The 25,490-nt window shown below is 68.7% G+C and carries 24 protein-coding genes; 14 read left to right on the plus strand and 10 right to left on the minus strand.

The annotated features are described in order from the left end of the window. Nucleotides 1-894 precede the first annotated feature (894 nt). The 4 genes from CNE_RS28725 (at nucleotide 895) to CNE_RS28740 (ending at nucleotide 4,956) form a co-directional block, all read left to right on the plus strand. The gene (locus tag CNE_RS28725; RefSeq protein WP_010810931.1) at nucleotides 895-1,098 is read left to right on the plus strand and encodes a cold-shock protein; all 204 of its coding nucleotides are present in this window, start codon (nucleotides 895-897) and stop codon (nucleotides 1,096-1,098) included. Between the two features lie 227 nt (nucleotides 1,099-1,325). Beyond that, nucleotides 1,326-2,195 (plus strand): presqualene diphosphate synthase HpnD, encoded by an 870-nt coding sequence (gene hpnD, locus CNE_RS28730; RefSeq protein WP_013953808.1) that lies wholly within the window; start codon nucleotides 1,326-1,328, stop codon nucleotides 2,193-2,195. Between the two features lie 59 nt (nucleotides 2,196-2,254). Further along, nucleotides 2,255-4,273 (plus strand): squalene--hopene cyclase, encoded by a 2,019-nt coding sequence (shc, locus tag CNE_RS28735; protein ID WP_013953809.1) that lies wholly within the window; start codon nucleotides 2,255-2,257, stop codon nucleotides 4,271-4,273. Further along, nucleotides 4,270-4,956, plus strand: a complete 687-nt coding sequence (locus CNE_RS28740; protein ID WP_013953810.1) for a phosphorylase — start codon at nucleotides 4,270-4,272, stop codon at nucleotides 4,954-4,956. Before shc ends, CNE_RS28740 begins: the two co-directional genes overlap by 4 nt. Before the next feature lie 17 nt (nucleotides 4,957-4,973). On the opposite strand, the gene CNE_RS28745 is transcribed toward CNE_RS28740, so the two are convergent. Beyond that, nucleotides 4,974-6,233, minus strand: a complete 1,260-nt coding sequence (locus tag CNE_RS28745) for an Hsp70 family protein (RefSeq protein WP_013953811.1) — start codon at nucleotides 6,231-6,233, stop codon at nucleotides 4,974-4,976. A gap of 251 nt (nucleotides 6,234-6,484) precedes the next feature. Between CNE_RS28745 and nfsB the strand changes: the two genes are divergently transcribed. The 3 genes from nfsB to CNE_RS28760 all read left to right on the plus strand — a co-directional run bounded on the left by nfsB (nucleotide 6,485) and on the right by CNE_RS28760 (nucleotide 9,355). Beyond that, nucleotides 6,485-7,129: an oxygen-insensitive NAD(P)H nitroreductase gene (gene nfsB, locus CNE_RS28750; RefSeq protein WP_041228718.1), complete on the plus strand. Its 645-nt coding sequence runs from the start codon at nucleotides 6,485-6,487 to the stop codon at nucleotides 7,127-7,129. Nucleotides 7,130-7,274: 145 nt separating this feature from the next. Continuing rightward, nucleotides 7,275-8,474, plus strand: coding sequence for a CaiB/BaiF CoA transferase family protein (locus CNE_RS28755; protein WP_013953813.1), 1,200 nt, complete (start codon nucleotides 7,275-7,277; stop codon nucleotides 8,472-8,474). Beyond that, nucleotides 8,471-9,355: a citryl-CoA lyase gene (locus CNE_RS28760; protein WP_013953814.1), complete on the plus strand. Its 885-nt coding sequence runs from the start codon at nucleotides 8,471-8,473 to the stop codon at nucleotides 9,353-9,355. The genes CNE_RS28755 and CNE_RS28760 overlap by 4 nt, the downstream gene beginning before the upstream one ends. 5 nt (nucleotides 9,356-9,360) lie before the next feature. Here CNE_RS28760 and CNE_RS28765 read toward each other — a convergent pair whose 3' ends face one another. Continuing rightward, on the minus strand, nucleotides 9,361-10,614 hold the full coding sequence (locus CNE_RS28765) for a GGDEF domain-containing protein (RefSeq protein WP_013953815.1): 1,254 nt from the start codon (nucleotides 10,612-10,614) through the stop codon (nucleotides 9,361-9,363). Between the two features lie 204 nt (nucleotides 10,615-10,818). Next, on the minus strand, nucleotides 10,819-11,568 hold the full coding sequence (locus CNE_RS28770; RefSeq protein WP_013953816.1) for an IclR family transcriptional regulator: 750 nt from the start codon (nucleotides 11,566-11,568) through the stop codon (nucleotides 10,819-10,821). A 450-nt stretch (nucleotides 11,569-12,018) separates the two neighbouring features. On the opposite strand from CNE_RS28770, the gene CNE_RS28775 reads away from it, so the two are divergent. Then, complete coding sequence (locus CNE_RS28775; protein WP_010810922.1) at nucleotides 12,019-12,252, plus strand: hypothetical protein; 234 nt, start codon at nucleotides 12,019-12,021, stop codon at nucleotides 12,250-12,252. 276 nt (nucleotides 12,253-12,528) lie between these two features. On the opposite strand, the gene CNE_RS28780 is transcribed toward CNE_RS28775, so the two are convergent. From CNE_RS28780 to soxC, 7 genes are all read right to left on the minus strand, one after another. After that, nucleotides 12,529-13,299, minus strand: coding sequence for a class I SAM-dependent methyltransferase (locus tag CNE_RS28780; protein ID WP_013953817.1), 771 nt, complete (start codon nucleotides 13,297-13,299; stop codon nucleotides 12,529-12,531). Between the two features lie 67 nt (nucleotides 13,300-13,366). Beyond that, complete coding sequence (locus CNE_RS28785) at nucleotides 13,367-14,248, minus strand: ABC transporter permease (protein ID WP_013953818.1); 882 nt, start codon at nucleotides 14,246-14,248, stop codon at nucleotides 13,367-13,369. Between the two features lie 16 nt (nucleotides 14,249-14,264). Beyond that, entirely contained in the window at nucleotides 14,265-15,101 is an 837-nt protein-coding gene (locus tag CNE_RS28790; RefSeq protein ID WP_013953819.1) for an ABC transporter ATP-binding protein, read from the minus strand. 2 nt (nucleotides 15,102-15,103) lie between these two features. Next, nucleotides 15,104-16,114 carry an ABC transporter substrate-binding protein gene (locus CNE_RS28795; protein WP_013953820.1) on the minus strand — a complete coding sequence of 337 codons (1,011 nt, stop codon included), beginning with the start codon at nucleotides 16,112-16,114 and terminating at the stop codon, nucleotides 15,104-15,106. 79 nt (nucleotides 16,115-16,193) lie between these two features. Next, a complete protein-coding gene (locus CNE_RS28800; RefSeq protein ID WP_041228944.1) occupies nucleotides 16,194-17,123 on the minus strand; it encodes a TauD/TfdA dioxygenase family protein in 930 nt (309 codons plus the stop codon). Between the two features lie 153 nt (nucleotides 17,124-17,276). Continuing rightward, nucleotides 17,277-17,864, minus strand: coding sequence for a c-type cytochrome (locus CNE_RS28805; RefSeq protein ID WP_013953822.1), 588 nt, complete (start codon nucleotides 17,862-17,864; stop codon nucleotides 17,277-17,279). Continuing rightward, nucleotides 17,851-19,041: a sulfite dehydrogenase gene (gene soxC, locus CNE_RS28810; protein ID WP_013953823.1), complete on the minus strand. Its 1,191-nt coding sequence runs from the start codon at nucleotides 19,039-19,041 to the stop codon at nucleotides 17,851-17,853. The genes CNE_RS28805 and soxC overlap by 14 nt, the downstream gene beginning before the upstream one ends. A gap of 267 nt (nucleotides 19,042-19,308) precedes the next feature. Here soxC and CNE_RS28815 point away from each other — a divergent pair, with 267 nt between their 5' ends. Genes CNE_RS28815 through CNE_RS28840 form a run of 6 tightly spaced genes read left to right on the plus strand, consistent with a single transcriptional unit; the run spans nucleotide 19,309 to nucleotide 25,316 of the window. Then, nucleotides 19,309-20,439 carry an ABC transporter substrate-binding protein gene (locus CNE_RS28815; protein ID WP_013953824.1) on the plus strand — a complete coding sequence of 377 codons (1,131 nt, stop codon included), beginning with the start codon at nucleotides 19,309-19,311 and terminating at the stop codon, nucleotides 20,437-20,439. Between the two features lie 4 nt (nucleotides 20,440-20,443). Continuing rightward, on the plus strand, nucleotides 20,444-21,280 hold the full coding sequence (locus CNE_RS28820; RefSeq protein WP_013953825.1) for an ABC transporter permease: 837 nt from the start codon (nucleotides 20,444-20,446) through the stop codon (nucleotides 21,278-21,280). 12 nt (nucleotides 21,281-21,292) lie between these two features. Then, nucleotides 21,293-22,090, plus strand: coding sequence for an ABC transporter permease (locus tag CNE_RS28825; protein ID WP_013953826.1), 798 nt, complete (start codon nucleotides 21,293-21,295; stop codon nucleotides 22,088-22,090). A gap of 33 nt (nucleotides 22,091-22,123) precedes the next feature. Next, nucleotides 22,124-22,918 (plus strand): ABC transporter ATP-binding protein, encoded by a 795-nt coding sequence (locus CNE_RS28830; protein WP_013953827.1) that lies wholly within the window; start codon nucleotides 22,124-22,126, stop codon nucleotides 22,916-22,918. Nucleotides 22,919-22,948: 30 nt separating this feature from the next. Then, nucleotides 22,949-23,911 (plus strand): TauD/TfdA dioxygenase family protein, encoded by a 963-nt coding sequence (locus CNE_RS28835; protein WP_013953828.1) that lies wholly within the window; start codon nucleotides 22,949-22,951, stop codon nucleotides 23,909-23,911. A gap of 31 nt (nucleotides 23,912-23,942) precedes the next feature. Further along, nucleotides 23,943-25,316: an LLM class flavin-dependent oxidoreductase gene (locus CNE_RS28840; RefSeq protein ID WP_013953829.1), complete on the plus strand. Its 1,374-nt coding sequence runs from the start codon at nucleotides 23,943-23,945 to the stop codon at nucleotides 25,314-25,316. The last annotated feature ends 174 nt before the right edge of the window (nucleotides 25,317-25,490 follow it).

Here is a 25,490-nt window from a genome sequence, read left to right on the forward strand (position 1 = left end):
GTCCGACTGTGGACCTCAGAATCGGAAAAATCCGATGGTATCCGGCAAACGAATGCTAGGACAGACGCATGGATCACATTGTCAACAATTGTCCCAACACTGAGACATTGAGCCGGCTCGCGCGTTAACGCGCGCCGCAGCGCCGCAGGGCGCGCGCCAGCCACGCTCGTGGTACGGGCGCACCGCGAGCGGCCCTCAGCTCAAATGCAAACAACGGAAACAGTCCAGGCCCCGTGCGCGACGGGTGGTGGGGCTGTCCGCAACCGCAATGCCGGACAGCTAGGTTTGAAACGCCATGATGGATTCCCCGTTCCGATCTTTTATGTATGGGCCCGCATACAGTGAGCGCGCTCATGTATGTCTGTGCATGACGCGAGCGCGGCCACCGGCCTGGCCTTTATTGCCTGCATAATGATATCTCCGGGCCGCGCCCGCTTCCCCCGAACGCGGTAGGCATTGGCTGCCGTAAGAATTTGTAAAAAAGATGGCACGCCCATGCACCGGACGGAAGCCATTATGCCCGGGGGCGTGGCATCGCGCTCGCTGACGGTGCACGCACAACCAAATCCGCCAATAGAAAATCAGGGAATTCACTGAACTGAAGCCGAAGTAGAAAACGCTAACATCTCCTATCGGAACCTCTCATCATGATTAGGCGCTTAGCCTGATTGACACGCCGGGAAAATTCGGCAGAATGATTCCCACTTGTGCAGCGCCCATGCGGTGTGTCTTTTGGTGTTGTCGTTCCGTGACGTTTTCGGTTGTCACGACAGCGACATATCGAAGTCATATGGAATGCGCTGGCGGGGAACATAAAAAGGATCCGCTGGGTGCGTTGCACACGGTGTATAACGAGCGTTTTCGCTCATTTTGAAATTCAAGGTTGAGATAGATATGGAAACCGGTACCGTTAAGTGGTTCAACGACGCCAAGGGCTTCGGCTTCATCACGCCGGATGAAGGTGGCAATGATCTGTTCGCGCACTTCTCCGCAATTGAAGGCAATGGCTTCAAGTCGTTGAAGGAAGGCCAGAAGGTACGCTACGTCAAGGCCATGGGCCAGAAGGGCGAGCAAGCCACCAAGATTCAGGCCCTCTGATACCGGTGGAGTCCGGGCCGGTCCAGCGGACCGGCCGGAAGGAAAGCCCCGCAGCTTCGGCGCGGGGCTTTTTTATTGGCGCGCCGGCACCGGGGCGGTGGAGACTGCGATCCTGCAACGGGTGAAATTGCTATAATCGGCCGACCCACAACCACCCTCCCGCCAGTGGGCGCGCACGGATGCTGCGCGGTCAGTGCGGGACGGTATGCAGCGTGTCGAGGAGTTACGTGGCCGGTACTCAAATCGCAACGCAAGACGCCCCTGTCGCCGCCGACCATGGCGGCCAGGCCGGCCCAGCGGCATCGGCCGGCAGTTCCTTCCATGCCGCGCTGCGCATCCTGCCGTCAGCGCAGCGCCAGGCCATGTTCGAGATCTATGCGTTCTGCCGCGCGGTCGACGACATCGCCGACGGCAACGCACCGCACGCCGAGCGCCTTGCCGCGCTCGATGCCTGGCGCCACGACATCGCCGCCTGCTACGCCGGCAATCCGCCTCGCGCCCTGCAGCCGCTGAGCGCGCAGATCCGGGCCTTCCACCTGCAGCAGCAGGATTTCCTCGCCGTGATCGACGGCATGACCATGGACGTGGTGCAGGACATCCGTGCCCCCGACGCGGCCACCCTCGACCTGTATTGCGATCGTGTCGCCAGCGCTGTCGGCCGGCTGGCGGTGCGCGTGTTCGGCCTGGAAGAAGCGTGCGGCATCGCGCTTGCGCACCACCTGGGCCGCGCGCTGCAGCTGACCAATATCCTGCGCGATATCGACGAAGACGCTGCCATCGGCCGGCTCTACCTGCCGGCGGAAGCGCTGGCCGCGGCCGGCATCGGGGCGGACACGCCCCAGGCCGTGGTGGCCCACCCCGCCGTCGGCCAGGCCTGCGCGGCCGTGGCGCGCGAGGCCCAGGCGCACTATGACCAGGCCTATGCCATCATGGCGCGCTGCCCATCCCGGCAGGTGCGCTCGCCGCGCATCATGGCCGAGGTCTACCACCGCATCCTGGCGCGGCTGCGCACGCAGGGCTGGCGCGCGCCGCGCCAGCGCGTGCGCCTGCCGCGCGCCCAATTGCTCTGGATCGTGCTGCGCCACGCCATTGGCTGAGCGCTGCACCCGATGCATGCCGGGCGCGGCCGCGCCGCGCACCGGCATAAGGAGTCTGCATGTCGATGAATGAGACCGCCTTTGCCACGGCAGTGCCACGGATCGCGCCGGCCAGCGCGGGCGACAGCCCCTCGCCGCGCGGCGCCGCGCAGGCACTGGACCACGGCATCGGCCGCGCGATCGACGCGCTGCTGCACCAGCAGCGCCCCGACGGCCACTGGGTCTATGAACTGGAAGCCGACGCCACCATTCCCGCCGAATACGTGCTGATGGTGCACTACCTCGGCGAAGCCCCGGACCTGGAGCTTGAAGCCCGCCTGGCCCGCTACCTGCGCCGCATCCAGAATCCCGATGGCGGCTGGCCGCTGTTCCATGAAGGCCGCTCCGACGTCAGCGCCAGCGTGAAGGCCTATTTCGCGCTGAAGATGGCCGGCGACGATCCCCAGGCCGCGCATATGCAGCGCGCGCGCCGGGCCATCCACGCGCTGGGCGGCGCCGAGGCCAGCAATGTATTCACGCGCACGCTGCTGGCCCTGTACGGCGTGATGCCGTGGTCGGCGGTGCCGATGATGCCGGTCGAGATCATGCTGCTGCCGCAGTGGTTCCCGTTCCACCTGTCCAAGGTCTCGTACTGGGCGCGCACGGTGATCGTGCCGCTGCTGGTGCTGAACAGCCTGCGCCCGCAGGCGCGCAACCCGCGCGGGGTCGGCATCAATGAGCTGTTCGTCGGCAATTGCCATACGGTGCGGCTGCCGCCGCGCGCGGCGCACCAGCACGCCGGCTGGTACACCGTGTTCCGCGGCCTGGACGCGCTGCTGCGCGTGGCCGAGCCGCTCGTCCCGCGCACGCTGCGCCGGCGCGCCATTGCCGCGGCGCAGGCCTTCGTGCGTGAGCGGCTCAACGGCGAGGACGGCCTGGGCGCCATCTTCCCGGCAATGGCCAACAGCGTGATGATGTTCGACGTGCTGGGCGTGCCGCCCGACGACCCGGCGCGCGCGGTGGCGCGGCAATCCATCGAGCGGCTGCTGGTCGAGCACGGCGACGAAGCCTATTGCCAGCCCTGCCTGTCGCCGGTGTGGGATACCGCGCTGGCCGCGCACGCGCTGCTGGAAACCGGCGAGGCGCGCGCAACCGCCGCGGCCGGGCGCGGCCTGGACTGGCTCAGGCCGCTGCAGGTGCTGGACGTGCGCGGCGACTGGATCGTGCGCCGCCCACGGGTGCGCCCCGGCGGCTGGGCCTTCCAGTACGCCAATCCCTATTACCCGGACGTGGACGACACTGCCGTGGTGGCCGCCGCGATGGACCGCTACATGCGCGCGCACGATGTGCCGGGCCGCTATGACGAAGCCGTGGCGCGCGCCGCCGAGTGGATCGTCGGCATGCAAAGCAGCGACGGCGGCTGGGGCGCGTTCGAGCCCGAGAACACGCATCTCTACCTGAACAACATCCCCTTTGCCGACCATGGCGCGCTGCTGGACCCGCCCACCGCGGACGTGTCCGCGCGCTGCCTGTCGATGCTGTGCCAGATCGGCGCCACGCCGGGCAAGAGCGAACCCGCCGCGCGCGCGCTGCGCTACCTGCTGGCCGAGCAGATGCCCGACGGCAGCTGGTTCGGCCGCTGGGGCACCAACTATATCTACGGCACCTGGAGCGCGCTGTGCGCGCTGAACGCCGCGGGCCTGGCCCCGGAAGCCCCCGAGATGCGCCGCGCCGTGGCCTGGCTCGAACAGATCCAGAACGCCGACGGCGGCTGGGGCGAGGACGGCAGCAGCTACCGGCTCGATTACCGCGGCTACGAGCCGGCGCCGAGCGTGGCCTCGCAGACCGCGTGGGCGCTGCTGGCGCTGATGGCAGCCGGCGCCGCGCGGCATCCGGCGGTGGCACGCGGCATCGACTACCTGCTGCGCACGCAGCAATCCGGCGGGCTGTGGCATGAGCCACGCTTTACCGCCGTGGGCTTTCCGCGCGTGTTCTACCTGCGCTATCACGGCTATGCGCGCTACTTCCCGCTGTGGGCGCTGGCGCGCTACCGCAACCTGCAGCGCGGCGGCGCGCACCAGGTGTCCTGGGGGCTATGACGGCACCGTTCGTGCTGGTCGTCACCGGCATGGCGTTCGAGGCGCGCATCGCCGCCGGCCCGCATTGCCGCGTGGTGCACGGCCTGCGCGGCCTTGCGCTGGAACAAGGCGTTTCCGCGATGGCGAGCCGGTACTGCATGGGCATTCTCAGCTTTGGCGTGGCGGGCGGGCTGGATCCCGCGCTGGCGCCGGGCGATCTCGTGCTGGCGGACTCGGTCTGCGCGGCAGGCGAACGCTACGACACCGACATGACCTGGACCCGGGCAATGCACGCGGCACTGCCGCATGCCAGGGTCGGGGTCCTTGCCGGCGCGGACCAGCCGGTGCTTTCGGTTGCCGCCAAGCAGATGCTGCACCGGGCCACGGGGGCGCTTTGCGTCGACATGGAATCACACCTCGCCGCGCGCATGGCGGCGGCTTGCCGGCTGCCGTTCGCGGCTTGCCGCGTGGTGATCGACCCGGCCAGCCGCGCGGTCCCGGCTGCCGCGGCGGCGGGCATGGGTGATGACGGCAAGACCGATGTGGGCGCGGTGCTGGGCAGGCTCTTGCGCGCGCCGTGGGAACTGCCGGCGCTATTGCGGCTGGCGGGCGATGCGGCGGCCGCGCGCGGCGCGCTGCGGGCGGCCCGGCTGGCGCTGGGGGATGAATACGGCTTGCGCGATATGCGAACGCTGGCCGGCTGAGGGGATCCCTGACGGCGTCAGCCGCCAAACTTCCGCACAGCATCCAGCGCCAGCCCGCTGCCGATGCTGCCAAACCGGTCCCCTTCCACGCAACGCGCTTCCGGCAACAGCGCCGCCAGCCGCTGCCGCAGCAGCGGCACGCTGCTGGAGCCGCCGGTGAAGAAGATGGTATCTACCGCGGCGCCATCCACGCCGGCGTCCACCAGCAGCTTCTGCACAGTCTGCTCGGTCTTCACCACCAGCTTGTCGATCGACGCATCGAACTCGTCGCGCGTGATGGTCAGCGTCAGCCCCTGCTCCAGCCGGTGCAGGTCCACGTCGGTGCTGCCGTCATCGGACAAGGCGATCTTGGCGGCTTCCATCTGGATGGCCAGCCAGTGCCCGGCACGCTCGCGGATCAGCCGCACCAGGCGGTCGAGCTTGACCGTATCCGCCGCGTCGCGGTAGTTGTCCATCACCAGCGACCACGCCTTGCGCGTATAGACCAGGTTGATGGTGTGCCAGCTGGCCAGGTCGAAATACTGGCTGGACGGCATCGCCTTGCCGTTGCGCAGCGCGCTGCCCAGGCCCAGCAGCGGCATTGCGCGCGCCAGGCTGAGCGCACGGTCAAAGTCGGTGCCGCCGATATGCACGCCGCCATTGGCCAGGATGTCGTCGCGCCGGTCGCTGCGCGCGGCGCGCTCGGGCGACAGCCGCACCAGCGAGAAGTCCGAGGTACCGCCGCCGATGTCGGCCACTAGCACCAGTTCCTCACGCGTGATCCGGGCCTCGTAGTCGAAGGCCGCGGCGATCGGCTCGTACTGGAACGCGATCTCGCCGAAGCCCGCGTCGCGCGCGATCTCGGCCAGGGTGTCTTCGGCGAGCTGGTCGGCGGCCGGGTTCTCGTCGATGAAGAATACCGGGCGGCCCAGCACGGCGCGCGAAAACTCCGTGCCGGCAGCCTGCTCGGCACGCGTCTTCAGCTCGCGGATGAAGTGCGCCAGCAGCTTGCGGAACGGCATCGCCTGGCCCATCACCTCGGTGCTGTCGTCCATCATCGAGGTGCCCAGCAGGCTCTTGAGCGAACGCATCAGCCGGCCTTCATAGCCAGCCAGGTAATCACCCAGCGCGGCGCGGCCATAGCTGACCAGCGGATCCTCCGCATGGAAGAAGATCACCGAGGGCAGCGTCACCTTGCCGTCCTCCAGCGGCAGCAGCGCCGCCGGCCGCTCCGGATGGCTCCAGCCGACCGTTGAATTGGACGTGCCGAAGTCCAGGCCGCATGCGTTTGACATCATCGATTCCGTTCCCTGCAAGACAAAGTAGCCCGCGCGGCGCAAGGCCGGCGCGGGCGGGGGCGTCATTGTAGGGCAGTCGCGCTGACCGTGGAGGCCCGAGGGGCAGACGATGTTGTCGGGAAGCTATTTTCAAACATGCATTGAAGGCAGTACTAATCAAATGTCTCTTTTTCAATGACATGGCAACTGGGACCATGGCGACCTCGGCGTGGTGCTCCCTGCATCACCCACTTTCCAACTGGAGCCTGGTCATGAATCTCTCCGACATCGTCGATACCCGCTATGCCACCAAAGCCTTCGAGGCAGGCCGCACCCTGCCCCAGGCCACCGTGGACCAGCTGCTCGCCGTGCTGCACAAGAGCCCGTCCTCGGTCAATTCCCAGCCGTGGCACTTCGTGGTTGCCGCCACGCCCGAAGGCCGGGCACGGATGACGCGCGCCACCGTCGACCGCCATCCCTACAACACGCAGAAGATCCAGGACGCCTCGCATGTGATCGCGCTGTGCGTGCGCACGGAAATGGATGCCGCCCACCTGGCCGGCATCCTGGCGGCCGAGCAGCGCGACGGGCGTTTTGCCGATGACGCTGCCCGCGCCGGCATGGACAAGATCCGCCGCGGCTTTGTCGACCTGCACCGCTACGACCTGCAGCACTGGATGACACACCAGGTCTACCTGGCGCTGGGCGGCCTGCTGATGGCCGCGGCCGCGCTGGGCGTGGACGCCACGCCGATGGAAGGCATCGATACCGGCCCGCTCGACCTCGAACTGGGCCTGCGCGAGCGCGGGCTGACCAGCGTGGCGCTGGTCAGCCTTGGCTACCGCAGCGCGCAGGACTTCAATGCCGCGCTGCCGAAGTCGCGGCTGTCGCGGGAAGAAGTGTTCACGTTCCTGTAATTCCGTTCCAGCAAGTCCGGCCCCGGCAGGGGCTGGCGCGTGCCTTGACACGCCAGCATGCGCCTCCTATGCTGCGTCTGTTCTTTATTAAAGACCATTGTTCTGTTCTACGGAACGTCAAGAACGTACGGCCGGACGTAGCCCCATGCAAAAGCCCCTGCGCCATATCCGCGTGCTCGACCTCACCAATGTGCTGGCCGGGCCGTTCTGCTGCCACCAGCTTGCCCACCTGGGCGCCGAAGTCATCAAGGTGGAAACCCCCGGCACCGGCGACCTGGCGCGCCAGCTGGGCGCCGATGCCGAGCTGAACCAGCGCCTGATGGGCGTGTCGTTCCTGGCCCAGAACCCCGGCAAGCAGTCGCTCACCCTGAACCTGAAGCACGCGCGCGGCAAGGAGGTGTTCCGCAAGCTGGTGCAAAGCGCCGACGTGCTGGTGGAGAACTTCCGCCCCGGCGTGATGGACCGGCTCGGGCTGGGCTACGAGACCCTGAAGCAGGACAACCCGCGCCTGATCTACTGCGCGATTTCCGGTTTCGGCCAGGACGGGCCGCTGGCCGGGCTGCCGGCCTATGACCAGATCATCCAGGGCATGGCCGGCGTGATGAGCATTACCGGCGATGCGCAGAGCGCACCGTTGCGGGTCGGCTATCCGGTCTCGGACACCATCGGCGGGCTGACCGCGGCGCTGGCGGTGTCGGCGGCGCTGGCGGACCACCAGCGCACCGAAGGCTATTTCATCGACGTATCGATGCTGGAAGCCACGCTGGCCACCATGGGCTGGGTGGTGTCCAACCACCTGATCGCCGGCAAGGTGCCGGCGCCGATGGGCAACGAGAACATGACCGCCAGCCCCTCGGGCACGTTCCGCACCGCGCACGGGCTGCTCAATATCGCCGCCAACAAGCAGGAACAGTTTGAAGCCGTGTGCCGCGTGCTGGGCCGTCCCGAGCTGGCCGCCGATGCGCGCTTCGCGCAGCGCCAGGCACGGCTGGCCAACCGGGGGGAACTGACACAGGCGCTGGAAGCAGAGCTGGCGAAGAAGCCGGCCACCGAATGGTGGCCGCTGCTGACCGAGGCCGGCGTGCCCGCCGGCCCGGTGCTGGACGTGCCGCAGACGCTGGCCCATCCGCAGGTGCGCGAGCGCGGCATGATCGGCGAATTTGCCGATGCGCCCGGCGTAGGCCGCGATATCCGCGTGGTGCGCACCGGCTTCAAGCTCAACCGCGAGGCCCCGGCCGTGGACACGCCGCCGCCGGAGCTGGGCCAGCATACGCGGCAGGTGCTGGCCAGCCTAGGCTACAGCAATGCGGACATCGACCAACTGAGCGAGGAGCGCGCGATATGAGCGGCATCGACACCAGCAGCCACCCCGGCCACACCCGGGATGACGCCATGGACCCGGGCCAGCGCCTGTCGCAGGACTGGTGGCGCACCGGCATCATCGACATGCGCCCGGGCGAGATCCGCTACCGCGGCTACCCCATCGAACAACTGATCGGCCGGGTCTCGTTTGCGCAGATGATCTGGCTGATGCTGCGCGGCGAGCTGCCCGGCCCCGGGCAGGGCGAGCTGCTGGACGCGGCGCTGATGGCCGCGGTCGACCACGGCCCGCAGGCGCCCAGCATTGCCATCGCACGCATGGCGGCCACCTGCGGCGTGGGGCTGAACAACGCCATGGCTTCCGCCGTCAACGTGCTGGGCGACGTGCATGGCGGCGCCGGTGAACAGGCGGTGGCGCTTTACCAGGACGTGGCGCAGCGGCTGGATGCGAGCAGCGCCATGGACGACGCCGTCGCCGCCGCGCTGCAGCACTACCGCGACCTGCACGGCAAGTTCATTGCCGGCTTTGGCCACCGTTTCCACCCGGTCGACCCGCGTGCGCCGCGGCTGCTGGCGCTGGTCGACCAGGCCGCGGCCAACGGCGTGGTCAGCGGGCGCTACGCGGGGATCGCGCGCGCGGTCGAGGCAGCGCTGGGTGCCGGCCGCGGCAAACCCATCCCAATGAATATCGATGGCGCCACCGCGGTGATCTATGCCGAACTGGGCTTTGCCGCACCGCTGGCGCGGGGGCTGTTCTGCCTGTCGCGCTCGGTCGGCATCCTGGCGCATGCCTGGGAACAGACCTGCGAGGGCGGGCGCAACAAGGGCCCGATGCCGCGCCAGTTCCTGTGGACCTACGACGGTGCGCCGCAGCGCGATGTGCCAGAGCCAGGCCGGCAGGCATAACGGGGTCAGCCGGCCAGGTCGGGCTCAGGCGCCAGCATTGACGCCGGCGATGCGCTCGCGGCCGCCGGCGCCACCATGGACGAGGCCAGCACGTAGCGGTCGCGCCCATGTTCCTTGGCGTGGTAGAGGGCGCGATCCGCATCGGCGAACAACAGGCGCCACAGCGCTTCCTTGCTGCCCGGGCCGCCGCGCAGCTGCGCCATGCCAATGCTGACGCTGGCATGGCCATGGCCGGCGGGCAGTTCGATCGCGCGCACCTTGCGCAGGATCCGGTTGGCCAGCGCCGAGGCCTGCTGCTCGTCGGTATGCGGGCACAACACGCAGAACTCCTCGCCGCCATAGCGCCCGGCCACGTCCGAGGCGCGGCGCGAATTGTCCAGCGCATGCGCAACCTCGCGCAGCACGGCGTCGCCGGCGTGGTGGCCGAAGGTATCGTTGACCTGCTTGAAATAATCGATGTCGATCACCAGGCAGGACAGCGCCTGCCCGTCGCGCTGCCAGCGCGCCACCAGCGACAGTGCCGACATCTCAAGCGCCCCGCGGTTGAGCAGCCCGGTCAGGGCATCCACGCGCGCGCCGCTTTCGTTGTGCGCGATGATCTGCTCCATCGCCATCATGGTGAAGCCGAACAGGCCCAGCAGCGTGGCGATCAGCGGCGCCAGCAGCCAGGCCGAGCCGGCCGGGCCGGCAAAGAACAGCGTCAGCGGCGCGGCGCCCGCACCGCCCGCCAAGGGCAGGTTCATGGCATGGCTGAAGCCGGCCAGCTGCGTGGCCAGATGCACCAGGCTGGCCACCAGCACCAGCGGCGCGCCGATGCTGCGGCGCCCGCGCCCGGCGCGCGCCAGCGTGGCAAAGGTGGCCAGCGACACCAGCGCCAGCAAGCCGTAGACGATGCGCAGCACCACCTGCTGCCCGTCGGGCATGCCGCTGGTGGCCGCGATCAGGCCAAGCACGATCACGCCCGCGGCGGCCAGCGCCGCGGGATGGGCCGGCACCCCGTAATAGACCCGCACGCCGCGGTAGATCAGCAGCCAGCCAGCCACGAACGCCAACGCACCCAGCGTGCCCAGATGGCCCGTGCCGCTGGCAGCGCTGATGGCCAGCGCCAGGCCCGCGGCCGACACCAGCACGTGCCCGAACGCCCACAGCCGCCCCGCCTCGCTCGCGCGCAGCGCGAACACCAGCCCCGCCGCAATAATCAGCGTGCTGCAGAAAAACACCATCATCACCACCGCAATGGTCTGCTGGTCCAGGTGCATGGGGATTTCCTCAAGGATGCCGTCTGCCGCGCCGTCAATATCGAGCAGCGGGCATCAGGCCACAGGGGCGCGAAGCAGGCATCTCCCGCACTTGTTTTCACAACATGTGACGTGCGTTGTTTTCAATGCCAGCCGCATGATAGCCCGCACATGCCGGGCCGTGGCACCCCCGACAAGCCGGGTCGGGCCGGCTGCACACGCAGCTCAGTCCGGGGTGGCCTTGTCCGCAATGCTGTCCGGAAAGGAGCCGCCCAGCGCCTGGGTCAGCACACGCGCCGCATGCAGCACATCGACGCGGAAGTCTTCCCGGTAGCGCGAGGCCGGGCAGGTCAGCGTCAGCGCGCCGCACAGCACATCGCCGGGACCGAACACCGGCGCCGACACCCCGGCAAGATCGGGGCTGCGGTCGCCCACCAGAGCCGCCACGCCCTCGTGCCGGATGCGCTCGTAGAGCGAGCCGGACTCGCCCGCAAAGGCGCGCAGCACGCGCGCGCCGGCGCCCCGGTCGCGCGGCAGCAGTTCGCCGGCGCGGACATGGTCGCGCACCGGCTGCGGCGAATCGACGCGGTACAGGCACAGTCGGTGCTCGCCCTGCTCGACATGGAAGGCCGCGCTTTCACGCGTGATGCGCACCAACTCGCGCAGCGCCGGCATCACCACCGCCTCCAATGAGAACGACGCCGCGTAGACGGCATTGAGCCGCGCCACCTCGGGACCCAGCCCATAGCGCCCGTCCGGCTGGCGCCGCACCAGCCCGGCGTGCTCGAGCGAGGCCAGCAAGCGCAGCAGCGTGCTCTTGTACAGGCCACTGCGCTGCGCCAGCTCGGCCAGCCCCAGCGCGGTATCGCCAAGGCGGAACACCGACAGCACGAACAGCGCCCGGTCCACGGCGATGGCGCCGCCCGCGGCGGCGTGCTTGTCGGCTTCTGAAACCTGTGCGGCTTTGCGTGGCATGGCGGACGGCGGCGATCCTGGCTGGACCGGATGACGGAACGATGCGCCAACGTATAGAACGCATCCCGGCTTGTCAATCCGCCCTGCTGCGTGTCAAGGAAGCAGCACACGTGCGGCGGAGCCGCGCAAACGACGCTGCACGCATTCATGGATCCGGGCGGCGGCGCGCTGGCGTTTTTCTGCAACACGTGGCCAGTGCCTCCTGCCGCCCAGGCCGTCGCCCAAGCGCCTTCGCCGGCCCCCCGGCTACCGCATGCGCCACATTGCGTGCGCGTACTCGCCACTCCCCAGTTTGCAAGTGGAATTAGAGGGAAAGTTACCTGCTTTTGATTAAGCAGCCGCTGCACGGCGTGGATAAAATCATGCGTTGCCTGACCTCTGCGCAATCCCTGCGCTGCTTTCCGTACCCTCGCTGCAATGTCTCACCGCCGTGCTTTTCCCGACCCTGGTATGACCGTTCCCGCCCTCTCGCTTGGCGCCATCCTGGATGACCTGCGTAGCGCCCCGCGCCCGCTGACCTCCGCGGAGTACACATACCTGGCCCACCTGCGGCAGCGTATCGTCACCGGCGACGCAGACCTGTGGACCACGCTCGAGACCGCGGGCGTGCCATGCAGGGAACGCCGCCTGTCGCCCGAAGTGGTGCAGGCGCTGACCGCTATCGGCCATTTGCCGATGCACTGAGCCCGGCTCGCACCACCCCGCATTGCAGAAATTTCCCGGGGTCATTTCGGAAAGCCGCACCCTCCAGCCAGCCTGCGTCCCGCTACGATCGATCCACTTTCGATTCGCCGGGCACCGTGCTTCCAGTCAAGCGCCAAGCATGCCCCGGCCACGGCCCAGGCATGGCTTACCCAAACAACCGGCGCGTCAGCTTCCCGCGACGGCCCGGAAACCCGAACCCGGCGCCGTTGCGCGCCACGGCGCCGCATTCTGGGTGCGGCAGGCGACGATGTAGCGTCAGGCCAGCCGTTCGCAGCAATAGGCCTCGGTGCGATAAGGGAAAGCAACCTCGGCTCGGCCCGCCAGCGCGGGATGCCCGTCGATAACCGCCTGCAGCCGTTCACGCACGCGGGCTTGCTCCGCCGCCGGCAGCGCGGCAATGAAGCTCACCGACATCACCCGGTCCACGATCACCTGCTGCGGCGCCCCTACATGCGTGTAGGGCAGGCGCTGCAGCGCCAGCGGCCCGAAGCCCTCGGCGGGAAAGACCCGCCTCCAGTCGCCCTTGTAGAAGCGCGGCGCGTCGCCTTCATACGGCGTCATGATGGCCGTCAGCTGCGCCACCCAGTCCACGCTTTCATCGCGCACGTTCCATACCAGCCCTAGCCGGCCGCCGGGGCGCAGCACGCGGCCGATTTCCGCCATCGCGCGCGCATTGGCAAACCAGTGGAAGGCCTGCGCGCAGACGACGGCGTCGACGCTGGCATCGGGCAGCGGGATGGCCTCGGCACTGCCTTCCAGCGCCTGCACTGACGGCAGCACCGTGGCCAGCTGTGCGCGCATCTGCGCCACCGGTTCGACCGCGATCACCGTCGCCCCCGTCTCCACCAGCCGGCGCGTGAACTTGCCGGTGCCCGCGCCCAGGTCCAGCACGGTGCGGCCCGCGCGCAGGCCCAGCGTGCCGCGCAGCCAGGTGTCGATTTCAGTGGGATACTCGGGACGTCCGCGCGCGTAGGTATCGGCCTGGCTGGCGAATCCCTGTGCGGCGGCCTGGTGGATGGCGGTCATGGGTGGGCTCCGGTTGCGTACCGGAGGCGTAGCCTACGCCCCATGCCGGCACACGGCAAGCGGGCGGCTACTGCTGCATGCCCCAGCGGCGCACCGTGAGCCGTTCCAGCGTGGTGAACACCAGCCCCTCCACCAGCAACCCGATCAGGATCACCGCGGCCAGCCCTGCAAAAACGCGGTCGGTGTAGAGCTCATTGCGGTTCTGGAAGATGAACCAGCCCAGCCCGCCCTGCCCCGACGACGCGCCGAACACCAGCTCGGCCGCGATCAGCGTGCGCCAGGCAAAGGCCCAGCCGATCTTCAGGCCCGACAGGATCGCCGGCAGCGCCGCCGGCACCAGCACCAGCGCGACATAGCGCAGCCCGCGCAGGCCGTAGTTGCGGCCCGCCATGCGCAGCGTCGGCGGAACTGACTGGAAGCCCGCGTACATGTTCAGCGCCAGCGGCCACAGCACCGAATGGACGAGCACGAAGACCAGGCTCCTGGTGCCCAGCCCGAACCACAGCAGCGCCAGCGGCAATAGCGCTATCGCCGGCAGCGGGTTGAACATGGCGGTGAGCGTATCCAGCACATCGCGCCCAAAGCGCGTGGACACGGCCAGCGAGGTCAGCACGAACGCCAGCACGATGCCGGCCGCATAGCCGCGCAGCAGCACCGACAGCGAAATCGCCGCCTTGCCCGGCAGCTCGCCGCTGCCCACCGCCTCGGCAAAGGCGCGCATCGTGGCCAGGCAGGACGGCAGCAGCAGGTCGTTGTCCTGCACGCGCGCCACCAGCTCCCAGATCAGCCCCAGCGCCAGCAGGATCACCGCCTTGCGCAGCCAGCCGTGTTGCCACAGGCGCTGGTGCCACGGCAGCGCGCGCGCAAGCGGGGCTTCGGTGAAGGGTTCAGGCTCGCGTTCGTATTCGGGCCGAAGCGTGTCGGCCAGTGTCAGTGTCGGTTGCGTCATGATGCGATGTCGCGGATCAGCGGCCCGCCGCGCTGCGCGCACGCGGCGCGGCCTCGGCGGCGGGCTCGTCGAACAGCAAGGTATGGATGCGTTGCGCGGCGGCCTGGAATTCGGCGCCGCCCTGGCTGGCCAGGCTGAACTGGTGGCTGTTGAGTTCCGCGCGCACGCGGCCCGGGTGCGGCGACAGCAGCAGGATGCGGCTGCCCACCACCAGCGCCTCTTCGATCGAATGCGTGACGAACAGCAAGGTGAAGGCTGCGTCGTCCCACAGCGCCAGCAGCTCTTCCTGCATGCGCCGGCGCGTGAGGGCGTCCAGCGCGGCAAAGGGCTCGTCCATCAGCAGCACCTTGGGGCGCATCGCCAGTGCGCGCGCGATCGCCACGCGCTGCTTCATGCCGCCCGACAGCGTATGTGGGTAGGCATCGGCAAAATCGGCCAGCCCCACCTTGTGCAGGCTGTCCAGCGCCAGCTCGCGCGCCTCTGCCCGCGACAGCTTGCGCGCTTGCCGCAGCGGGAACATCACGTTCTGCACCACCGTTTTCCACGGCGGCAGCTGGTCGAACTCCTGGAACACCACGATGCGGTCCGGGCCGGGCTGCAGCACACGCCGGCCTTCCAGCCGGATCTCGCCCTCGCTGGGCGGAACGAACCCGGCAACCGCCTTCAGCAGCGTGGACTTGCCGCAGCCGGACGGGCCCAGCAGCGCGAAGCGGTCGCCGGCATGCACGTCGAAGCTGACGCGATGGGTGGCCCGCACGATGCGCTCGGGCGTGCAGTACTCCAGCGACACGCCATCCACCTGCAGCAGGGGCGTGGCGCGGTCCGACACCACGCGCAGGTTGTGGGTGGCCATGCTCAGCTCCCCTGCGCGGTGACCGGGTCCTGGAAGAAATAGTCCTGCCAGGACTTGGGCTGGTTGCGGATCGCGCCCACGCGGTGCATGAAAGCGGCCAGCGCAAAGGTGTTCTGCGGCGCCACGCGGAACTGCACCTGCGGGTTCTTGAGCACGCGCAGCAGCAGCGCGCGGTCGGTCTTGGCCTTGCTCTGGCGTAGGTAGATGTCGGCGGCCGCTTCCGGATTGGCGGTGGCAAAGGCCGCGGCCTCGGCCAGCGCATCGACGAAAGCGCGATAGGTCTTGGGATTATCGTTGCGGAATTTCTCGGTCGCGTACAGCACCGTGGAGGAGCTGGGGCCGCCCAGCACGTCATACGAGTTCAGCACGATGCGCGCGTTCGGATTGCCGGCCAGTTCCTGCTCCTGGAACGGCGGATTGCCGAAGTGCCCGGTGATCTCGGTGCCGCCGGAAATGATCGCCGCGGCCGCATCCGGGTGCGGCACCGCCACGGTCCACTTGTCGAGGCGGTTGTACTCCTTGTCGCCCCATTGCCTGGCCGCAGCCAGTTGCAGCACGCGCGACTGCACCGACACGCCCACCGCCGGCAGCGCGATGCGGTCCTTCTCCGTGAAATCGGCAATCGACTTCACTTTGGGGTTGTTGCTGACCAGGTAGTACGGGAAGTTGCCCAGCGACGCCAAGCCGCGCACGTTCTGCTTGCCGTGGGTGCGGTCCCACAGCGTCAGCAGCGGGCCCACGCCGGCGCCGGCGATATCGATGGCACCGGACAGCAGCGCGTCATTGACCGCGGCCCCGCCCGACAGTTGAGTCCATTCGACCTTGATGTCGACGCCCTGCTGCTTGCCGTGTTTCTCGATCAACTGCTGGTCGCGCGCCACGTTGAGCAGCAGGTAGACCACGCCGAACTGTTCGGCAATACGCAGCTTGCCTTCGGCGTGCGCGGTGCCGGTGATGGCCAGGCCGGCGCTCAGCGCCAGCAGGCCGAGCCTGCGGGAAAAACGAGAGAACATGATCGAAACTCCGGGGAATACGTGGATGAGCGCTTGCCAGTGCAAGCGCGTACGGTGACTTGCGATACCGCTGCCGCCTTCAGCGCGGCACGTCACCTTCGATGGTGGTGCGGTACATCACGCGCCGCAGTTCCGGCGGACAGCCCGCGGCAAGATGCAGCAGCGAGCGGTTGTCCCAGAACACCAGGTCATGTGGCTGCCACTGGTGGCGGTAGATGTGGGCGGGCTTGACGCTGTGCGCGAACAACTGGTCCAGCAGGTCGCGGCTTTCCTTCTCGGGCAGGCCGACGATGCGGGTGGTGAAATGCTCGCTGACAAAGAGCGCCTTGCGCCCCGTTTCCGGATGGGTGCGCACCACCGGCTGCAGCACCGGCCTGACTTGCGCAATCTGCTCCGGCGTCAGGTTGGGCCGCCACGGGCTGCGTTGCTGCAGCTCGGCATAGCGCGCCAGGTAGGTGTGCTCGGCCTGCAGGCCATCGACGGCGCGCTGCAGCGCAGCCGGCAGCGTGTCCCAGGCCAGGTGCATGTTGGCGAACAACGTATCGCCTCCCTCGGCGGGCAGCTCGCGCGCATGCAGCAACGAACCGAGGCTGGGCTTTTCCTTGTACGACAGGTCCGAATGCCAGAAGTGGCCGGCATCGCCCAGCCCGATCGGCTTGCCGTTCTCGACCACGTTGGACACCACCAGCACTTCCGCATGGCCCGGCAGCTGGAACTGGTGCAGCACGTGGATCTGCAGCGGGCCGAAGCGGCGGCTGAAATCGATCTGCTGCGCGGGCGTGATCTGCTGGTCGCGGAACACCACCACGTGGTAGTCGAGGTGGGCGCGATGGATGCGGGCAAAATCCGCGTCGGACAGCGGCTGCGACAAGTCGAGCCCGATCACTTCCGCGCCCAGCGGCGCGTCCAGCGCACGGATCTCGAAGTTGCCCGCATCTGCGAAAAATGCGGTGGAAAGCGGCGCGCTCTGCTGGCGCGAAACACTGGCGTGGGCGGTTGCGGTCGTCATGGCAAGCTCTGGCATACGGGGGAAGTCGATGCGGCATCGGGGATGCCGCGTACAAGCTTGCACTGTAGAGAGCCGGCCATTGCCCGGTCAACGAATCATATCGCTGGCCCTTATCCGCTTATCGCATATCCATGTCTCGACATTTGCGGGCCATCAGGGCTTGCCGGGGCAACCGCTGCGGCACGGCACGTTGGCCGTATCCGGGCGCGCGTCGGCGACAAAGCCATCGCGGTTCGGCATCTTCACCTGCGGCAGCGTGCTCGCGTCCAGCACCGCATCTGCGGGCAGGACGCCGTTCCTGTGCAGCAGCCACGCGGTGACGGCATAGACCTCGTCCGGCGCCAGGCTCTGGGGCGCGTTGTAGGGCATGGCGCGGTTGATGAAGTCGAATACCGTGGTCGCGTAGGGCCAGAAGCTGCCGATGGTCTTGACGGGGTCCTTGCCCCTGGCGGCGTCCTTCAGCGTGCCCTGCCCGCCCACCAGCGCATCGGCCGGCTTGCCTTCGCCATTGACGCCGTGACATGCGGCACAGTGCTGCGCATAGACCTGCTGGCCCCGCGCGACCGTGCCGCTGCCTGGCGGCAGGCCAGTGCCGTCCGGGGTCACGTCGATATTCCACGCGGCAAGATCGCGCTCGCTGGCGGGGCGGCCTATGCCGAAGGTCTGCGCAAGGACCGTTTGCGCAGCGCAGGCCAGCGCCAGCACGGCGACGGCACCGCTGAATCGTTCAAGCGCGCGCATTGGCAATGCTCCCGTCCGCGGCCACGCGCCAGCGCTGGATCGCGTTGTAGTGATAGGTGGAAGCCACGCCGCGCGCGGCCACCAGCTGGTCCGGCGTGGGCTGGACGTTGCCGGCTTCGTCGATGGCGCGGCTCTCCAGCGAAGCTGGCCCGCCATCCCAGCGCCACGGCAGGCGGAAGCGCACCAGGGCGCGGTCCAGCACCGGCTCCTGCAGTTGCGCCTCGCGCCAGCTGCGGCCGCCGTCGACCGACACCTCGACGCGGCGGATACGCCCGTGGCCCGACCACGCCAGGCCCGCGATCTCGTAGAAGCCGCGCTCACGCAATCTGTGATCCGGCGCGGGGAAGGTGATCACGGACTTCACGTCCATCAGGAAGGTGAACTGCCGCGCGCTGCCGTCGGGCAGGGAATCCGTGTATTTCGAAGTCTCTTCGCGCGACATGAACGGCGCGCGCCCCAGCTTCAGGCGCCGCAGCCACTTGATGGACATGTTGCCCTCATAGCCCGGCAGGAACAGCCGCAGCGGATAGCCATGCTCGGGGCGCAGCATCTCGCCGTTCTGCGCATAGACCAGCAGTGCGTCTTCCAGCGCCTTGGCCAGCGGCACGCTGCGCGTCATCGCTGCGCCATCGGCGCCCTCGGCTAGCACCCACACAGCTTCCGGCGCCACGCCGACTTCGTCCAGCACCACGGACAACGGCACGCCGGTCCATTCGCAACAAGACAACAAGCCGTGGCTGATCTGCACGGACTTCGCACCGGGCGCCTTCCACTCGCGCCCGGTGTTGCCCGAGCACTCCAGGAAATGGATGCGCGACACCGACGGCAGGCGCACCAGGTCGTCCATGGTGAAGATGCGCGGGCGCGCCACCAGGCCATGCACCGCCAGCTGGTGCTGCGCCGGGTCGATCAGCGGGATGCCGGCGTGATGGCGCTCGAACACCAGCCCGGTCGGCGTGATGATGCCGCGCAGGTCCTGCAAAGGCGTCATCGACGAGTTGGCGCCGGGCAGCGGCGCCGCGCTGCGGCTGCGCCGCACCACGTCTTTCTCGAACGGGGACGGCTGGCCATACGGATGCCACAGCACGGGCTCGCCCGGCGTGCGCGTCCACGGCGCAACCGTCAGGGGTTCTGCGCGCGCCGCAGTAGCGGCGCCAGCCGCGGCGGCGCCCAGCACCGCCCCGCGCTGTCAGGAAGCGCCGGCGGCCGGAAGTCAGGTCATTGCTCATCGTGAGGGCTTGGTCAGCCTGGCAGGGATCAAAATGCGCAGACTGTAGGACAGCACCGGCGCTCGGCCAACGAAGAAGATTGCATGCCGATATGCCAACGCCGCGCTGCGCGCCATATGCGCGGGGCCGATAACCAAAGTCGGAATCATTCGTTCTGGTCCGCGCGCAGCGCCGCTTATCGTGGAGCCGTCCTCCACTTCAAGAAGGTCTGCACGATGACGACCCCGCGCCCCCATGCCACCGCTGCACCCACGCTGACCCGCCGCGAGCTGCTGCGCTGCGTGGCCTGGTCCGGGCTGGGCATGGCGGCTTCGCTGTCGCCGCTGTCCGCGTTCAGCGCAAGCCCGGCCGCGCGTCCCGACGTGATCCGCGTCGGCGTGGCCCAGCCCGCCACCGGCACCCCGCCCAGCTTTGCCGGCAGTTCGCTGGCGATTGCCCATGCGCGCGGCTGGCTGGAGGAATCGTTCAAACCGACCGGCACGCGCGTGGAGTGGTTCTTCTTCAAGGGCGCCGGCCCCGCCGTCAACGAGGCGCTGGCCAACCGCCAGCTCGACTTTGCGCTGCAGGGCGACCTGCCGTCCATCGTGGCCCGCTCCGCCGGCCTGAAAACGCGGCTGGTGCTGGCCACCGGCGTGCGCGCCAACATCTACGTGGGCGTGCCACCCGATTCGCCGCTGAAGACGGTCAGCGACCTGCGCGGCAAGCGCGTGTCGCTGTTCAAGGGCACCAATATGCATCTGCCGGCGCTGCGCCTGCTGGAAGCGAACGGGCTCTCCGACAAGGACCTGCGTCTGCTGAACCTGGACACGGCCGGCTACCTGGCGGCGCTGTCCACGCGCGACATCGACGCCGCCATCGGCGCCATGGACATCCTGCGCCTGCGCGACAAGGGCGCGGTGCGCATCCTGTACTCCAGCAAGAACCAGTCGCCGATCTACACACGGCAAAGCCACGTACTGGTGAGCGACGAATTCGCCGGGCGCTATCCGGAGGCCACGCAGCACCTGGTGAAGGCCGCGGTCGAGGCGGCGCGGTGGGCCTCGGACGAGAGCCATCGAGAAGAAGTGCTGCGCACCTGGGCGCGTGCGGGTACGCCTTATGACCACTGGAAGGAAGACTTTGACGGCGAGCCGCTGCGGGTGCGGCTGAACCCGAATTTCGATCCCTTCCTGGTCAGCCGCTACAAGGATGCGGTCGAGCAGGCCTATCGCTTCAAGCTGAGCCGTGCGCGCTTTGACGTGGACCAGTGGATCGACCAGCGCTTCCTGAAGGCGGCGCTCACCGACCTGAGCCTGCAGAGCTACTGGCCCGTCTACCAACCCAACGGCAAGATCCTGGGAGCCTGACATCATGTCCGTCGCCGATTCGCTTTCACTGCCCGCCGCCGCAGCGCCGCGCGTGGCTGCTCCGCGCAAGCCACTGCGCTGGCAGGATGCCACACGCTGGCTGCTGGCCTGGCCGGTGCCGCTGGCGCTGCTGCTGGTCTGGTATGTGGCTGCCCGCAATGCCTGGATTCCGCCGCAGGTGCTGCCCGCCCCCGAAGACGTCGCACGCACGCTGGCCGACCTGTGGCAAAGCGGCGAGCTGCAGGCCAACCTGGCGATCAGCGCGCTGCGCGTGGCCGGCGGCTTTGCCGTGGGCCTGGCCGGTGGGCTGGCGCTGGGCGCGGCCATGGGCCTGTCGCCGACCTTGCGCGACTACGTCTACCCGACCTTCAAGGCCTTCAGCCAGGTGCCGGTGCTGGGCTGGCTGCCGCTGCTGATGCTGCTGGTCGGCATCGACGAGGCGCTCAAGGTGATCCTGATCGCCAAGGCCGCCTTCGTGCCGGTGGCGCTGAACACGTACAAGGGCATCGGCAGCGTGCCGACCCGCTACCTGGAAGTGGCGCGGGTGCTGCAGCTCACGCGCTGGCAGACGCTGTCGCGCGTGGTGCTGCCCGCCGCGGCCGCGCCGGTGTGGAACGGCGTGCGCTACGGCCTGACGCACGCGTGGCTGGCGCTGGTGGTGGTGGAGCTGCTGGCCTCGTCCGAGGGGCTGGGCTACATGATCGTCTACGGGCGCCAGCTGTTCCAGCTCGACATGGTGCTGGCCGCCGTGGTGGTGGTGGGGGTGGTGGGCTTTGCGCTGGACAAGGCGCTGGCGCTGGCCGAAGGCGCGGTGCTGCGCTGGCGCAAGCCGGGCTTCTGAGGCGAGGCCGCGATGACCACTTCTGTAATCCGCCCCCGTATCCGCCTGCCCCGCGCCCTGCGCGGCTGGGTGCTGCCGCTCGCGTTGCTCGCGCTGTGGTGGGCCGCCGTGCGCTTTGGCTGGACCACTTCGCCGCTGCTGGTGCCGGTCTCCAGCGTCTGGGACACCGCGGTGCGTCAGGTGCAGAGCGGCGCGCTGGCCACGGCATTGGCCGCCAGCCTGTGGCGTGACCTGGCCGGCTTTGCCATCGGCGCCAGCGCCGGGCTGGTGTTCGGCACGGCGCTGGGCCTGTCGCGCCTGTTCGAACGCCTGGTCGGCCCGAGCTTTCACACGGTCAAGCAGATCTCGCTGTTTGCATGGATCCCGCTGATCTCGGTCTGGTTCGGGCTGGGCGATGCCGCCAAGGTGGTGTTCCTGTCGCTGGCCGCATTCTTCCCGGTGGTGCTGAACACCTTCGAAGGCATCCGCGCCGTACCGGCCGACCTGCTCGAGGTTGCGCGCGTCTTGCGATTCAGCCGCACCCAGGTGCTGTGGCGCGTGGTGCTGCCGTCGGCGGCCCCGTCGATTTTCGCCGGCATCCACCTGGGGCTGATCTATGCGTGGCTGGCCACGCTCGGCGCGGAGTACCTGCTGGTATCCGGCAAGGGCATCGGCAACACCATGACCGACGGCCGCGAGAACTTCTGGATGGACCTGGTGATCTTCGGCGTGATCGTGGTCGGCCTGGTCGGCTTCACGCTGAACTGGATCGCCAGCCGCATCGAATCCCGCCTGCTTGCCTGGCGCGGGCGCTCGGTAGCCGCGGGCTGAACCACGCAGCCCCTTATTGAACGGAGACCACAAATGCCACACGCCGGCACGCTAAGCATCGCGCACCTGCACAAGCAGTACGAAGTCGAGGGCCGGGCGCTGCCCGTGCTCGAGGACATCACCCTGACCATCGCCCCGGGCGAGTTCTTCAGCATCGTCGGCGCCAGCGGCTGCGGCAAGTCCACCCTGCTGCGGCTGGTGGTGGGCCTGGAAGAGGATTACCGCGGCGAGATCCTGCTGGACGGCAAGCGCGTATCGGGCACCAGCCTGCAGCGCGGCATCGTGTTCCAGGAGCACCGCCTGTTCCCGTGGCTGACAGTCGAGCAGAACATCCGGCTGGCGCTGCTCAACACGCCGGGCAGCGATGCGGAGAAAGACCGCAACGTTGCCGAGCATATCGCGCTGGTTGGCCTGCGCGGCTTCGAGCAGGCCCATCCGCACCAGCTCTCTGGCGGCATGTCGCAGCGCGTGGCGATTGCGCGGGCACTGGTGACGCGGCCGGAGATCCTGCTGCTCGACGAGCCCTTCGGCGCGCTCGATGCCATGACGCGGGCCCACCTGCAGCAGGAACTGCAGCGGATCTGGCAGGCCGAGGGCATCACCATGATCCTGGTCACGCACGACGTCGAGGAAGCCGTCTTCCTGGGCGACCGCGTGGTGGTGATGGAACCCCGGCCCGGCCGCATCCGCCGCGTCCTGCCGGTGGACCTGCCGCATCCGCGCGAACGCGCCGGACTTCCGTTCGCGCGCGTGCGCGATGCCGTGCTGCGCGAATTCGCCGGGCAGGAGCCTGTCGTGCAGCGGGCGCCCGAACCTGAACTCGCCTGACTCAACCCTGATCCCCTCCGGAGCTTCGTGATGACCCAAGCCAACGCTACGCAAGACCAGACCGTCCAGCTCGACATCCACCCGGTTGCCGGCCGCATCGGCGCCGAGATCCGCGGCGTCACGCTGCACGGCGACCTGCCGCCCGCCACCTTCGCCGCCATCCGCGCAGCCTTGCTCAGGCACAAGGTGCTGTTCTTCCGCGACCAGGTGCATCTGGACGATGCCGCACAGCAGGGCTTTGCGCGCCTGTTCGGCGACACCGTGCCGCACCCGACCGTGCCCTCGCGCGACGGCACGCAATTGCTAGAGCTCGACTCGCAGCACGGCGGCCGCGCCAACTCCTGGCATACCGACGTGACCTTCGACCTGGCCTACCCCGCGGTCTCGGTGCTGCGCGCCGTGACCGTTCCCGCCGCCGGCGGCGACACGGTGTGGGCCAACACCGCCGCCGCGTACCACGACCTGCCCGAGCCGCTGCGCGAACTGGCCGACAAGCTGCGGGCGCTGCACACCAACGACTACGACTACGCGGCCACGCGCGTCAATCCGAGCGACGAAGGGCTGAAGCGCTACCGCGAAGTCTTCACCTCGGCGCTCTACGAGACCGAGCACCCGGTGGTGCGCGTGCACCCGGAAACCGGCGAACGCACGCTGGTGCTGGGCCACTTCGTCAAGAAGCTGCTGGACTACGCGTCGGCCGATTCGGCGCACCTGATTGCCGTGCTGCAGGGCCATGTGCACCGTCTGGAGAACACCGTGCGCTGGCGCTGGCGCGCGGGCGACGTCGCCATCTGGGACAACCGCGCCACCCAGCACTACGCCATCAACGACTATGGCGACGCGCACCGCGTGGTGCGCCGCGCCACCGTGGCCGGCGATATACCGGTCGGTGTGGATGGCCGCCGCAGCAAGGCGGTGAAGGCGGGCGTGCGCGGCGAGGGCGCGGCGCCGGCCAACCAGTCCGCCGCTGCCGCGCAACGGCAAGCGGCCTGATCCAGCCAGTGTCTTCCGGGGAGCACGATCGATGTCACAGCAAAAGCCGCCGCGCCAGCTGCATCTGGGCGCCTTTCTCCAGGCCACCGGGCACCACGTCGCCGGGTGGCGCCATCCGGGCGCGCAGGCCGATGCCGGGCGCAACCTGGCGCACTACATCGCGCTGGCGCAGCGCGCCGAGTCCGCGGGGTTCGATGCGCTGTTCCTGGCGGACGGCGTCGCCATCCGCGGCATGGACGATGCCACCCTGCCGCGCACCGCGCGCGCCGCCACCTTCGAGCCGTTGACGCTGCTGTCGGCACTGGCGGCGGTGACGCAGCGCATCGGCCTGGTGGCAACCGTCTCCACCACCTACAACGAGCCCTTTCATGTGGCGCGCAAGTTCGCCTCGCTCGACCACCTCAGCGGCGGCCGCGCGGGCTGGAATGTGGTGACGTCGTGGTCGGATACCGAAGCACGCAACTTCAGCCTCGAACGTCATCCCGCGCATGCTGACCGCTACGCCCGTGCCGAGGAGTTCGTCGACGTGGTGACCGGGCTGTGGGACACCTGGGAGGACGATGCCTTCCTGTACGACAAGGACAGCGGCCGGCATTTCGATGCGGACAAGCTGCACACGCTGGACCATCGCGGCGCGCACTTCCAGGTGCGCGGGCCGCTCAACGTCCCACGCCCGCCGCAGGGCCATCCGGTGATCGTGCAGGCCGGCTCGTCCGAGGCGGGGCAGGAGCTGGCGTCACGCACCGCCGAGGTCATCTTCACCGCGCAGCAGTCGCTGGCCGATGCGCAGGCCTTCTATCGTGGCCTGAAGGCGCGGCTCGCGCGCTATGGCCGCACGCCCGACCAGCTCAAGATCCTGCCTGGCGTGTTCCCGGTGGTAGGCCGCAGCGAGGCCGAGGCGCGGGAGAAATTCGAAGCGCTGCAAAGCCTGATCCATCCGTCGGTGGGGCTGGCCCTGCTGTCGCAGCACCTGGGCGGGATCGACCTGAGCGGCTATCCGCTGGACGGCCCGCTGCCCGACAACCTGGCCGAACCGAACGGCGCCAGGAGCCGCTTCCAGCTGGTTACCGGCCTGGCCCGGCGCGAGCGGCTCACCATCCGCCAGCTGTGCCTGCGCGTGGCCACCGCACGCGGCCACTGGTCGATCCACGGCACGCCACAGTCCATCGCCGACCAGCTGCAGGCGTGGTTCGAGGGCGAGGCCGCCGATGGTTTCAATGTCATGCCGCCCTGGTTGCCGGGCGGGCTCGATGACTTCATCGAACTGGTGCTGCCGGAGCTGCGCCGGCGCGGGCTCTTTCGCGACGGCTATACGGGCACCACGCTACGCGAGCACCTGGGGCTGCGCCGGCCGGAGAACCTGCGCTGGCAGCAGGAAGAACCGCCGCTCGCGGTCGGGGCATGACCCGTGCGCTGCGGCGCCGCGCATATCCAAATGCAATAAGTTTCCTTGCCTCGCGCGAGCGCCGTCGGCAACCATAGCGGCCACGCCGCAGGGGCGTGCGCGGGCCGGCTGGTACCATCGCACGGCCTGGTGCGCCCGCGCGGCGCACCGCTCGGCATGCCCGGCGCCACGGCA

The sequence above is a fragment of the Cupriavidus necator N-1 genome, from assembly GCF_000219215.1.
GTDB lineage: Bacteria > Pseudomonadota > Gammaproteobacteria > Burkholderiales > Burkholderiaceae > Cupriavidus > Cupriavidus necator.